This window comes from Thermomonas sp., assembly GCF_023953935.1.
Taxonomy (GTDB): Bacteria; Pseudomonadota; Gammaproteobacteria; order Xanthomonadales; family Xanthomonadaceae; genus Thermomonas.
The window spans coordinates 1-12,534 of sequence record NZ_JAMLIW010000015.1 but is presented as its reverse complement, the minus strand read 5'-3'; the positions used below and the strand labels follow the sequence as shown (position 1 = coordinate 12,534).

General features: G+C 66.4%; 12 protein-coding genes. 6 read left to right on the top strand and 6 right to left on the bottom strand.

Annotation, left to right across the window (positions count from 1 at the left end):
• The first annotated feature begins 71 nt into the window (after positions 1-71).
• Complete coding sequence (gene hslU / locus M9902_RS11980) at positions 72-1,442, top strand: ATP-dependent protease ATPase subunit HslU (protein WP_297223273.1); 1,371 nt, start codon at positions 72-74, stop codon at positions 1,440-1,442.
• Between the two features lie 194 nt (positions 1,443-1,636).
• On the opposite strand, the gene M9902_RS11975 is transcribed toward hslU, so the two are convergent.
• The 4 genes from M9902_RS11975 to M9902_RS11960 all read right to left on the bottom strand — a co-directional run bounded on the left by M9902_RS11975 (position 1,637) and on the right by M9902_RS11960 (position 4,255).
• The gene (locus M9902_RS11975) at positions 1,637-2,260 is read right to left on the bottom strand and encodes a YbhB/YbcL family Raf kinase inhibitor-like protein (protein WP_297223271.1); all 624 of its coding nucleotides are present in this window, start codon (positions 2,258-2,260) and stop codon (positions 1,637-1,639) included.
• A gap of 79 nt (positions 2,261-2,339) precedes the next feature.
• Entirely contained in the window at positions 2,340-3,110 is a 771-nt protein-coding gene (locus tag M9902_RS11970; RefSeq protein ID WP_297223268.1) for a lysophospholipid acyltransferase family protein, read from the bottom strand.
• Positions 3,111-3,183: 73 nt separating this feature from the next.
• Positions 3,184-3,558: a hotdog fold thioesterase gene (locus tag M9902_RS11965; RefSeq protein ID WP_297223277.1), complete on the bottom strand. Its 375-nt coding sequence runs from the start codon at positions 3,556-3,558 to the stop codon at positions 3,184-3,186.
• 82 nt (positions 3,559-3,640) lie between these two features.
• Entirely contained in the window at positions 3,641-4,255 is a 615-nt protein-coding gene (locus M9902_RS11960; RefSeq protein WP_297223001.1) for a DUF1232 domain-containing protein, read from the bottom strand.
• Between the two features lie 263 nt (positions 4,256-4,518).
• Between M9902_RS11960 and M9902_RS11955 the strand changes: the two genes are divergently transcribed.
• From M9902_RS11955 to M9902_RS11940, 4 genes are all read left to right on the top strand, one after another.
• Positions 4,519-6,468, top strand: coding sequence for a cytochrome c/FTR1 family iron permease (locus M9902_RS11955; RefSeq protein ID WP_297223266.1), 1,950 nt, complete (start codon positions 4,519-4,521; stop codon positions 6,466-6,468).
• A gap of 71 nt (positions 6,469-6,539) precedes the next feature.
• Positions 6,540-7,172, top strand: a complete 633-nt coding sequence (locus M9902_RS11950) for a ParA family protein (protein ID WP_297223264.1) — start codon at positions 6,540-6,542, stop codon at positions 7,170-7,172.
• A gap of 24 nt (positions 7,173-7,196) precedes the next feature.
• Entirely contained in the window at positions 7,197-7,670 is a 474-nt protein-coding gene (locus M9902_RS11945; RefSeq protein WP_297171962.1) for a histidine phosphatase family protein, read from the top strand.
• Positions 7,671-7,674: 4 nt separating this feature from the next.
• Complete coding sequence (locus M9902_RS11940) at positions 7,675-9,654, top strand: phospholipase D family protein (RefSeq protein WP_297223262.1); 1,980 nt, start codon at positions 7,675-7,677, stop codon at positions 9,652-9,654.
• Between the two features lie 760 nt (positions 9,655-10,414).
• On the opposite strand, the gene M9902_RS11935 is transcribed toward M9902_RS11940, so the two are convergent.
• Positions 10,415-11,116 carry an RHS repeat-associated core domain-containing protein gene (locus tag M9902_RS11935; RefSeq protein WP_297223275.1) on the bottom strand — a complete coding sequence of 234 codons (702 nt, stop codon included), beginning with the start codon at positions 11,114-11,116 and terminating at the stop codon, positions 10,415-10,417.
• Between the two features lie 83 nt (positions 11,117-11,199).
• Positions 11,200-11,826 (bottom strand): RHS repeat domain-containing protein, encoded by a 627-nt coding sequence (locus M9902_RS11930; RefSeq protein WP_297223260.1) that lies wholly within the window; start codon positions 11,824-11,826, stop codon positions 11,200-11,202.
• Positions 11,827-12,261: 435 nt separating this feature from the next.
• On the opposite strand from M9902_RS11930, the gene M9902_RS11925 reads away from it, so the two are divergent.
• The coding region (locus M9902_RS11925) for a hypothetical protein (protein WP_297223258.1) at positions 12,262-12,534 on the top strand (273 nt) is incomplete at its 3' end.

The following is a 12,534-nucleotide window of genomic DNA, read 5'->3' as shown; positions in this document are numbered from 1 at the left end:
CGAATCACGAATCCCGAATCCCGAATCCCGAATCACGAATCACGAATCACGAATCACGAATCACGCCCCCCATGACCGACTCCTCCTCCATGACCCCGCGCGAGATCGTTGCCGAGCTCGATCGCCACATCATCGGCCAGCAGGCCGCCAAGCGCGCCGTGGCCATCGCCCTGCGCAACCGCTGGCGGCGCGCGCAGTTGCCGGCCGAGCTGCGCAACGAGGTGATGCCGAAGAACATCCTGATGATCGGCCCCACCGGCGTCGGCAAGACGGAGATCGCGCGGCGGCTGGCAACGCTGGCCAACGCGCCATTCGTGAAGGTGGAGGCAACCCGCTTCACCGAAGTCGGCTATGTCGGCAAGGACGTCGAACAGATCATCCGCGACCTCGCCGATACCGCGGTCAAGCTGTACCGCAGCCAGGCCAAGCAGCGCGTGCGCACCCAGGCCGAGGAGCGCGCCGAGGAGCGCATCCTCGATGCCCTGCTGCCGCGCCGCGAGATGAAATCGGGGTTCGGCCTGCAACAGAGCGTGACCACGGTGGACATCGCCGCCGAGCCATCGTCGCAGGAATCGGCCACCCGCCAGAAACTGCGCAAGCAATTGCGCGCCGGCGAGCTCGATGAACGCGAGATCGAGCTCGATCTGAGCGTGAACATCGGCGTGGACATCATGGCGCCTCCGGGCATGGAGGAAATGGGCCAGCAGCTGCGGCAGATGTTCTCCCAGCTCTCGGGCAGCCAAACCCACAAGAAGACCCTGAGCATCCGCGCCGCCCGCCCGCTGCTGATCGAGGAAGAGGCCGGCAAGCTGGTCAATGAAGACGACGTGCGCGAGCAGGCGATCGAGGCCTGCGAACAGCACGGCATCGTCTTCATCGACGAGATCGACAAGGTCGCCAAGCGCAGCGAGGGCTATGGCGCGGATGTTTCCCGCGAAGGCGTGCAGCGCGACCTGCTGCCGCTGGTCGAAGGCAGCACCGTGAGCACCAAGTACGGGCCGGTGCGCACCGACCACATCCTGTTCATTGCCTCCGGCGCCTTCCACCTCGCCAAGCCGTCGGACCTGATCCCGGAGATGCAGGGCCGCTTCCCGATCCGGGTGGAGCTGTCGGCGCTGGGCAAGGACGACTTCGTGCGCATCCTGACCGAACCCAAGGCCGCGCTGACCCGGCAATACGTCGAACTGATGCAGACCGAGGGCGTGGCGCTCAGCTTCGCGACGGAGGCGGTGGATCGCCTGGCCGAGATCGCGGCGCATGTGAACGAACGCCAGGAAAACATCGGCGCCCGGCGCCTGCATACGGTGCTGGAACGGCTGCTGGAATCGCTGAGTTTCGACGCCCCGGACAAGGGCGGCACACTCACCATCGACCGCGCCTACGTCGATGCCCACCTCGGTGAACTGGCGCAGGATCCGGATTTGAGTCGCTACATTCTTTGATGGGGATGGTCCGTCCGTGGTTCGATCGGCTCACCACGAACGGGGGCAGATTTCCCGACCACCGTTCGTCCTGAGCCAGTCGAAGCCTGTCCTGAACATCGTCGAAGGAGATGAACAGATCGCCCGCGGTGGCCGTAGTCCGGCTTACCGTCCGTGGTTCGACAGGCTCACCACGAACGGATACCGCATCGGGCTCAGCCCTGCCCCGAAGCCGCATTGAGGCTGTAGGTCCCGTGGATCGCCGTCTCGGCCAGCACGTGGCCGTGCATCGCGCGCAGGACATCGCCGGTGGTGAACGTGTCGGGCAGGGCCAGCTGCGCGCAATCCAGTGCGAACAGGCGGAAGAAATAGCGGTGCACACGCAGGTCGTGCGGCGGCGGGTAGGGGCCGTCGTAGCCGTGGTACTGGCCGGCCATGGCCGGATCGCCGGCGAACCAGCCGGTGTAGTCGTTGAGGCCGCGCGCGCCGCCGGCGTCCTGACCGGCCGGCTTGCCGTGCACGGTCAAGCCATCACTGCAACTGCCGGCCGCGATCTCGCGCACGCCGGCCGGGATGTTGGCGATGGCCCAATGCACGAAATCCCCGCGCGGATGTTCCACCGGAATGGGCGTTGCGGCATCGGCCACCAGCGCGCCGTCGGTGGGCGCATCGGTGTCGATGCACAGCAGGGCGAAGGAACGCGTGCCCTCCGGCACGTCCTCCCAGGCCAGATGCGGGTTGCGGTTGCCACCGAGCCCGTCCTTGCCATCCCGTGCCCCGAGGGCGAATTCGGGCGGAATCGACTGGCGGTTCTGGAAGCTGTGGCTATGGATCTGCATGGCGTACTCCGGAAGCGCGTGCAAAACGGCTTGAGCGCAAAGCGTACACGCACGACCGTCGCTGCCAAAGCGACGGGGCTCAGTCCGCCGTCAACGCCGCGATCACCCGTGCCTGCGCCATTTCGGCCATCCCGCGGCGCCCGTCGAACTGTCCCGGCAGCACCTGTTCGAGGAAACACACGCGTACCGGGCGCGTCGGCTCTGCGAGCACGCGGAAAAAATTGCCGAGGAAACGCTCGCGCGGCCTGAACGCCATGATCGCCTGCGCGCTGGCCTTCGGCCCATACGCCACCGCCACCGGCTGCACCGGCGCCTCTGCCTCCACCGCCGCCGCGAAGATCCGGGCGTGGAAGACGATCACACCCCTGCCGCTGCGGGTACCGCCTTCCGGAAACGCGCCGACCGCGCGACCGGCGCGCAGCCGCTGCGCCATCTCGCCCACGACCTGCCCCAGCGAATCACCGTTGCCGCGCTGCAGGAAGATGCTTTCACCCTGCATCGCCAGCCATCCGACCAGCGGCCAGCCGCGAATTTCCGATTTGGCGATGAACCCCATCATCTGCTGCGAATGCAGCACCACGATATCCATCCAGCTGACGTGATTGGCGACGAACAGCACGCCACCTTGCTGCGGCACGCCTTCACGCCGCACCCGCAATCCGAACACCCAGGCCAGACCGCCCATGAAACCACGCACCGCCGCGTGCGACAGCCGCCCGCCGCGGCCCAGTGCAATCAGGATCAGCGTGATCGGCAACCCGATCAGCAGATGCAGCAGCAGCAGCGGCAGACGGTAGGCGTAGCGCAGGCTGCGCAACAGGGATTCGACGGCGGGGGACGTCGTGCTCATGATCGGAAGTGTGCCGGATCGCGCTGGAGCAGGTGGCCTAAAGCAATGCCGACTTGATCAGCCCTGCCCGAATTCAAGCGCCGGAACCCGGCGGCTTGGGCAGCACCGCAAGGGTGATCCGGCCGATGCAGACCGCGCGGTCGTCCGCGTCGGCGATCCGGTATTCCCAGACCTGGGTGCTGCGGCCGATGTGGATGGGCCGGGTGGTGCCGGTGACGATGCCGCTGCGCACGGCGCGCAGATGGTTGGCGTTGATTTCCAGGCCCACGACCGCGGCATCACGGCCGGCCACCAACCCGCCGGCGCTGCTGCCGAGGGTTTCGCCCAGCACCACCGAGGCGCCGCCGTGCAGCAAACCATAGGGTTGGTGGGTGCGTGGCTCCACCGGCATGGTCGCGCGCAGATAGCCATCGCCCAGCTCGGTGAAAACGATCCCGAGCGTCTCCATCAGGGTCCCGGCCGACAGCGCATTGAGCAGCTCGACCGAGGCGCCCTCCGGCCAGCGGAAACCCGCGGCGATCACGCGCTCGTCAGCCGACCCGGAACGAACCCGGACGCCAGGCGCGCACATACGACTGCCGGCGGTCGGCATAACCGCTGCTGCGGCCGTAACCGGTCCCGACGTCCCGCTCGCGGCGTTCGTGCATGCGTTCCTGCAGTTCCTGGCGGCGTCCGTCCATCCACTCGGCGCGGCCCAGCGTGCTGGGATCCACGCCGCGCCGCTTGGCTTCGCGCTCGCGGTATTCGCAGAATTCGTCGTAGGCGTCGATCTCGTGGGTCAGCTGGTGGACGGCCAGTTCGACCATCACCGCATCATCGAAGAAGCCCAGCGGGCCGGCGTTATCCGGGATGATGTCGTTGGGGTCGGCGAAGTAGGACAGGGTGTCGATCACCCGCTGGCGGTCAGCGTCCGGCAGGCTCCAGCCCTGGTCGCGCACCATCGCGATCATGTCGTCGAGGCGCAGCAGGCGATGCAGGATGAACTCCGGCACCCCGGCTTTCTGCGCATTTTCGAGCACGCTGGTGGCAGCCGCGATGATGTCCTCGCCGCTCTTGCCTTCGGCCGCCTTGCGCGCACGCTCTGCCGCAGCATTGAAATGCTCGAGATCCTTGTCGTTGAGCTCGAAAGTCAGGGTGATCGGCATGGCGGGTTTCCGTTGGCGAGGGCTTTGCAAACCGCCAGACTAGGCGGGTCGACGCTGCGCGTCAATCACGCCCGATCGGCGGCCCGCCCTGCCGGCGCGGTTCCCGTCTCGGCCGGGTTTGGTCGCCGCCCCCGGCCAGGCAAACCGAACAGGCCCGCGGGCGCTGGCCGGCCCCACGCGATCCGTCACGGCGCCCGGCCGCGAATGATTCGCATCCGCAAAATACTGATAAACTGCCCGACTCCCGATTCCGAGGCCTGTTCATGGCCCAGTCTTTCCTGCGTCGATTCGCTTTCATCCTGCTGCTGCTGGCCAGCGGTCTTGCCGCGGCGGCGGCACCCGGCCCCGAGGCCGAAGTCCGCCAGGCCTGGCAGCTGCTCGACTACATCGCCGTCGATTACGCCGGCGCGGTACAAGGCGGCAAGGTCATCAGTGCGGGCGAATATGCCGAAATGCGGGAGTTCTCCGCGACCGCGCGGGAACGGATCGCGGCCTTGCCGGGCAATTCGAAACAAGCAGACCTGCTGGGCCAGGCCGATGCGCTGATCGCGCTGGTCGAGCGCAAGGCGGCCGATGCCGACGTGGCGCGCAACGCGCACGCCCTGGCGACGGATTTGCTGGCCGCCTACGGGGTGGCCGCGGCGCCGGCCCAGACCCCTGACGTGGCCGCCGGCAAGGCGCTGTACGCGCAGCAGTGCGCGGCCTGCCACGGCGCCAGTGGCCACGGGGACGGACCCGCCGGGGCCCAACTCGATCCACCGCCGATCGCCTTCACCGACGCCGATCGCGCCTCCCAGCGCAGCCCGTTGGCGCTGTACGAGGCAATCAGCCGCGGCGTTCCAGGCACCTCGATGCCGGCTTATTCACAGCTCACCGACGCCCAGCGCTGGGCCTTGGCGTTTTACGTCGGCGGGCTGGCCTTCAGCGATGCCCAGCGCGCCCAGGGCGAGCAACTGTGGAAGCACGGCGCCCCGGATCTGCGCGCCGCGCTGCCGTCACTGCCGACACTGGTACAGGCCAGCGAGCAGCAACTGGCGCAGCGCCTGGACCCGCAGCAGGCGCAGGCCGTGCTGGCCTTCCTGCGCGCGCAGCCGCAGGCGTTGACTGCGGCCGCCGGGAAGCAGGCAGCCTCGCTGGAGCTGGCCCGCACCAAGCTCAGGCAAGCGGTGGACGCCTATGCGCAAAACGACGCCAAGCAGGCAGCGACGCTGGCGCTGTCGGCTTATCTCGACGGTGTGGAGCCGGTCGAGCCGCAGATCAGCGCGCGCGACGCCGAGCTGCTGCGCGCGATCGAAACCGCGATGGGCAAGCTGCGCTCGGACATCGGCAAGGGCGTGCCGCCGGCGCAGGTCGAAGCCGACGCGGCGCAGGCACTGGCGCTGTTCGAACGCGCCGACGCCGCCCTGCAAGGCAGCAGCGGCAGCTGGATGGCCGCCTTCCTCGGCAGCCTCACCATCCTGCTGCGGGAAGGACTGGAAGCGCTGTTGATCGTGGTCGGCATCATCGCCTTCCTGCGCAAGGCCGAACGCCGCGAAGCGCTGAAGTGGGTGCACGCCGGCTGGATCGGCGCGCTGGTGGCCGGTGGTTTGACCTGGGTGGTGGCAACCTGGCTGATCGACATCAGCGGTGCCAACCGCGAGCTGACCGAGGGCCTGTCCTCGCTGTTCGCCGCGGCGGTGCTGCTGAGCGTGGGCATCTGGATGCACCAGAAGAGCCTGGCCGGGCGCTGGCAGCAATATCTCAATGAACGGCTGTCGGCGGCGCTCGGGCGTGGCTCGATGATCTTCCTGTTCGTGCTGTCGTTCGTCGCGGTCTACCGCGAAGTATTCGAGACCATCCTGTTCTACGCGGCGATGTGGAATCCGCGCGATGCCGGCGCGATTGTTTCCGGCCTCGTCGTCGGTTCAGCGGGATTGGCGTTGATCACCTTCGCCCTGCTGCGGCTGGGCATGCGGCTGCCGATCGGCAAATTCTTTGCCTTCAGCTCGGCGCTGATCGCGGTGCTGGCGGTGGTGCTGGTGGGCAAGGGCGTGGCCGCCCTGCAGGAGGCCGGCTGGATTGGCCTGGGCCTGGTGCAGGCGCCGCGGATCGACCTGCTCGGCGTCTACCCCACCTGGCAAACCCTGCTGGCGCAGCTGGTCATCGCCGTGGCGGCGCTGCTGGGCTTCTGGATCAACCTGCGTGGCGGCAAGCCGGTACCGCACCGCGCCTGAGGCGGGCCGGCCATCGGTGCGATCCGGTGCCGGCGCGTGTACCCTGCTGGAAGCAATTGCGGAGCGCGGTAATGAAGATCTGGCTCGTTGCCTGCGCCAAGGGCGGTGTCGGCAAAACCACGCTGGCGGTCAACCTCGCTGCGGCAGAGGCTGCGGCGGGCCATGCCGTCACCTTGGTGGATGCCGATCCGCAGGGTTCGGCGACGCGCTGGAGCGCACGCCGGGCCGAGCTCGGCAGCCCGCTGCCCACCCTCGACGGGCGCAGCCGGAGCGAGGTGCGGCGCTTGCCGGCGGGCGCCGGGGTTGCCGTCGTGGATACGCCGGCCGGTGCCGGCGAGCGCGAGCTGGAACCGTTCCTCGACGTCGCCAGCGCGGTGCTGGTGCCGGTGCAACCGTCCGCCTTCGACATCGAGGCCAGCGCGCGGTTTCTCGAAACCCTGGCCACGCACCCGCGGGTCCGCCGCGGCACCTTGCCGGTCGCGCTGGTCGTCAACCGGATCAAGCCGCAGACCAACGCGGCGCAGCAGGCGCTGGAATTGCTGCGTGGCTGGAACTTCCCGGTGGTCGCGCAATTGCGCGACAGCCAGGCCTATACCGTGTTGACCGGCCTGGGTCGCAGCCTGTTCGACTACCATTCGGCGCAGGTGCGCGCCCATCAGGACGACTGGAAACCGCTGTTCCACTGGCTGCAGCAGGTGGATTGAGCGCAACGAAGGAAACGAGAACCCATGCGCGAACTGATCCTGCTGCGCCACGCCCACGCCGAATCCACGCATCCCGGACAAGCGGACGTCGAGCGTCCGCTCTCCACCACCGGGCGCGCTGAGGCCGCGGCGGCCGGTGACTGGCTGCGCGAACACGCCCTGCAACCCGGCCGCGTGCTGTGCTCGCCGGCCGCGCGCGCGCGCCAGACGCTGGACGCGCTGGGCCCGCTGGATTGCGCCGACGTGCGCGAGGAAGCCGCGATTTTCGAGGCCACGCCGGGCACCTTGATCGAACTGGCCGACGCCCACCGCGACGTTTCCCGACTGCTGTTGGTCGGCCACAATCCGGGCCTGGAGCAGTTGGTGGCCCTGCTCCACAGCGGCCGCTCCGGCCACTATCGCGGAATGCCGCCGGCCGCCATCGCGGTGCTGGAATTCGACGATGACGCCGCCATGGAGCCGGGAGCGGCGCGGCTGTCCTGGTTCTGGTGGCCTTGAGGCGATGGCGGGAGGCGTTGCGGCGCGCCTGACGGGTGGCCTGCTTGCCCTGCTGCTGGCAGGTTGCGCCAGCCTGCCCACCGCCCGGCACGATGCCGCCGCCGCGATTGCCGCCTCGGCCCGCGCCACCACGGTCGACTGCGCCCGTGACGACGCCTGCGCGCTGGATTCACCGCTGCTGGCGATGGCCCGCGACGCGCTGGCCCAGTCGCGCCCGCAGGCGCCCAGGCATCGCGCCCTGATTCTCGACGACGGCCCGGACGCGCTGCTGGCGCGGGTGCACCTGATCCGCAGCGCCCGCCGCAGCATCGAATTGCAGACTTACATCTTCGACGAGGACGATGCCGCCCAGCTGGTGCTCGACGAGCTGCAGGCGGCAGCGTTTCGCGGGGTCAAGGTGCGGCTGTTGATCGACCAGCTCGCCGCGCTGCGCAAGGTGGAGACCCTGGCCGCGCTGTCGGCACTGCATTCCAACTTCGAAATCCGCGTCTACAACCCGGTGCTGGACCGCGCCCGGCTTTCCGGCCCGATGTACGCGGTGGCGGCGCTGTGCTGCCTGCGCCGGCTCAACCGCCGCATGCACAACAAGCTGCTGGTGATCGACGATGAACTCGGCATCATCGGCGGCCGCAATTACCAGGACGACTATTACGACTGGGGCGAGGACTTCAATTTCCGCGATCGCGACCTGCTGATCGCCGGCCCGGTCGCGGCCAGCATGCGGGCCAACTTCGACGCGTTCTGGAACGATCGCCGCAGCGTGCCCGCCGAACGGATCGGCGACGTCGCCCGCTATCTGCGCAGCCACGGACCGCCGCCGGCGCCGCACCACCCCTACCGGCGCCCGCAGCGGGTGCGCGCGCTGCTGGCCGACGTCGCCGATCCGCTGGTCATGCGCATGCGCTTCGTCGATCCGGCGCTGGAGGTGCGCGGGGTGCGTTTTCTCGGCGACCTGCCGGGCAAACATCGTGGCGAAGACGCCGATGGCGGCGCCGCAACCGCGTCCGCTGCCACCGGCACCGGGGACAGCCTGCTCGGCCTGATTGAAGGTGCGCAGCGGGAAATCCTGCTGCAAACGCCCTATCTCGTCCTGTCCAAACCGGCCCAGCACCTGTTCCGGGCGCTGCATCGCCGGGACGAGCCGCCGCAGGTGTTGGTCTCCACCAACAGCCTGGCCTCGACCGATGCCTTCATCGCCTACGCGGTGTCCTACAAATACAAGCGCCGCTACCTGCGCGACTTCGGTTTCCGCATCCACGAATTCAAGCCGTTTCCCGCCGATGCGCCGTTCGAGATCGGTGCCACCGGCGCCGGCCTGGAGACGGGGGACGATTCCGCCGCGCTCGCGCCCGAAGCGACCCTGGACGCGACCACCGCCGGCACCACCCGGCGCGAGCGCCGGCTGGCCGCGCGCGGCCTGACCACCGAACCGGGCAGCGAAGCCGGGCGCCCGTCGCCGTTCGCCTCCTCCGGCGGCCTGCCGGTGCGGCTGAAGAGCGCCGGGCTGCGGATCGGCCTGCACGCCAAGTCGCTGGTGATCGATGCGCGCATCGGGGTGGTGGGCACCCACAACTTCGACCCCCGCGGCGAGGCCCTCAACACCGAAAGCGCGGTGGTAATCGAGGACCCGGCCTTTGCCGCGGCGCTGGCGGCCAGCATCCGCCGCGACATGGCGCCCGGCAATGCCTGGACCATCGCCCGGCGCGAGCCGTCCCCGATCCTGCCGCGGATCGAATACCACCTGGCGCGACTGTCCGAACGCATGCCGATCTTCGACCTGTGGCCGGTGAAGTACGCCACCAGCTATGACTACAGCGTCGGTCCGGGCTGCCCGGCGACCGACCAACCGCAGGATCCCTTCGCCCCCGAATTTCGCCGCTGCAATCGCCCGGTCGGCGATTTTCCCGAGGTCGACCTCGGCTTGAAGTGGCTGGGCGTGCGCGTGTTCACCGCCTTCGGCTCCGGGCTGGCGCCGATCCTGTAGCCCGGCCGGCGGCGCGGAGGAAAGGTGTTAGTGACAAAAAATCAATGACTCCGACCCCATTGATTTATGGGCGTCGGCTAATTGTCCCTGACACCATTATTACGGCTGATTGGCCGGTTGACGCAGGCTCTACGGGCGGTCAACGCAAATTGTGCGTGTCCTTGTTTTTCTTTGGTCAACGCAAATTGTGAATTGTGCGTGTCCTTGTTTCCGGTCGAAGATCCGCAAACACAACTGATTGGCCGGTTGACGCGGGCTCTACGGGCGGTCAACGCAAATTGTGCGTGTCCTTGTTTTTCGTTTCGGTTCTTGTTTTTCGGTTTTTACGAGTCTCGCTGAGGCGCCGCCGTAGCAGCTTGATATGTCCGCCACCAATTTCTGAGATCCGCTTTTTGCGAATCTGTAAGCGGCTTCGAATAAAGGCTGGGCGGATATAGGCGCGTCCTGAATCCTTCTACCAGAAAGGCCGCCTGATCACCTACTGTCGATCGTCCAGGAACACTTCCGCTCGCTTCGTACATAACACCCGCGCATGGCTCTTTCGAATCAAGGAGTGCCAAAAGCCCCGGGACATCTTCCTCAGTTACCCAATTCTTGAGGTGGTGACTGAATATGTACGTATGGAGGCGATTGTCAAAGGTTTTTAGGCTCTCTAGGAACATCATCGGCGCCTTCGCCGCGACATCCCTGGAATCGCGCGCAGAACCCTGCGCCACAAACAAAGCGAAAAAAAACAAGGCTGCAACTCGAATAGTTGCCATTATTTTCTCCTGAACCACTCAATCAATTGTCCATATGCCGGATTCTGATCGAATGGATGATGGTCCACCAATGGACCTGTCGGACCTTCCTTGCTTAAGACGCGCGTTGTATTTCCTTCCTCATCAACTGCGATGACACGAGCAGAGTGATCGATCTCGTTCTCTTCGAGTCTTCCATTGCCGTTTGCATCGTGGCCATAGACCAGTACGTCATTAACCTGATTTGGCTCGTTGGTGTCGAGTTGTTGTGCCTCAAGCATATCGTCGTACGGGCTTTGATCAACTTTTCCATCGGTTCCGCCTTGGCGGTTACCGGAATCCGTAGGGTCACCTTGGCGGTCGTGCCAAGCTTCCGAGTGGCAATTGTAAACATTCGGATCCTCTGGGTCCTGACGACTTCCTTCATGCTCGTTGCGTGGTTTGTCATCTTCCGTTTTGGCTTTTGCTTTGCGCCCATCCGGATCCACAAACCGATACGGATTCCCGCTGGCATACCAGTACCGATTAAACGCCCCCACCGGATTGCTGTAAGCCGTGACAGGATCGACGCTCAGGAACGCCCCAATCCCCGGATCGTAATAGCGCTGCTGCATATAAGTCAGCCCGGAGGCAGCATCCATCACATGCCCGGTATACCCCGCCCGGTTGTCGTTGCCCCGGTTGAGCAACCTCCCGTACGGCTCGTATTCGCTGGTCTCGATGATAGCGCCGGTCGCGCTGGTTTTGGCAATAGGACTGCCCAGTGCATCGGTGTGCAGGTAGCGGATGGTGGTCGTGTTGCCGGTCAGCGGGCGGCTGATCTCCGCCAGCAGGCTGCCGGCCAGATACGCGTTGGCGATGCGCTGGTTGGTGGTTTCGTCGCGCTGCCAGACCAGCCGACCGTCTTGGGCGTACTGGCTGTATTGCAGTTGGCCGCCGCCACGTCCTGCCGCACCCGCCGGCCTTGGGCGTCATAGCGGTAGTTCTGGTTCGCGGTGGCCCGCAGCCGGTTGCCGTAGTCGAAGGCGTAGCTGGCGTTGTTCTTGAAGCTCAGGTTGCCCTGCAGGTCATAGCCCAGCGCGATCACCGCCGGGCTGGCGTTGCCGCTGCAGTTGGGGCCGCTGCGCACGAATTCCAGCCGGTTGGCTGCGCTGTAGCAGTAGGTGTGGTCGCGCGGCTGGCTGCCGCCGGTGATCTGAACCCTTGTCAGGTTGTCCTGCTGGTCATAGGCATAGCTGGCGGTGCCGAACATCGGCGAGGTGGTCTGGGTGAGCCGGTCCAGCGCGTCGTAGCTCATGCTGCGGGTTTGTCTGCCGCTGGCAGTGTTGTCGGTGATGGCGGCGACGTTGCCGTTCGCATCGAACACGGTGGCCAGATCCAGTACGCTGCCGTCCACGCTGTGGCTGGGCAGCTGACGGGCGTTCTGGCTCATCGTGTGAACGATGCCGTTGCTGTAGGTGAACTGCGCCAGCGCGCCATTGGGGTAATAGCTGGCGTTGCTGGCCAGAGTGGTGACGCCGGACTTGATCTGGGTGACTTGGCCGGCTAATTGCCCCGGCTAATTGTCCCTGACACCTTATTGATTCACCGGCGGCGCGGAATTTGATTGTTGACTCTAGTCGTTTCCGGCGACGGTCGATGGCGTGCGCCGCACTCGCGACGCCACGCCGTCTGTACCACCCGCCCAGCGCCCATCGCTGAAAGGATGCCCCGTCGTGCCCCTGCCTTCCCGCGCCGATTTCCTGCAACGCCTGCGCCGGCGCGATCCCAACAACAAACAAGGACACCCACCATTCAGGCATTCTCCTACGCCAGCAGCAGGAATCGTCCGATCGCCTGTCACCGCACGCGCCGTGATCATGGCCTCATGACCACGGCCCGCACCTTGTGGATTCCACCCGGCTCCGCCGGAGCGTATCACTGCGTCCAGCGCTGTGTCCGTCGCGCCTTCTTGTGCGGCGAGGATCGTACCAGTGGGCAATCCTTTGAACACCGCAAGGACTGGGTGGAAGCCCGTCTGCTGTTGCTGGCCGAGTGCTTCGCCGTTGCCATCCACGCCTATGCAGCGATGAGCAACCACCTGCATGTCGTCCTGCAGATCGATCCGGCATGGCAGGCGGCATGGTCCGATCGTAAGCTC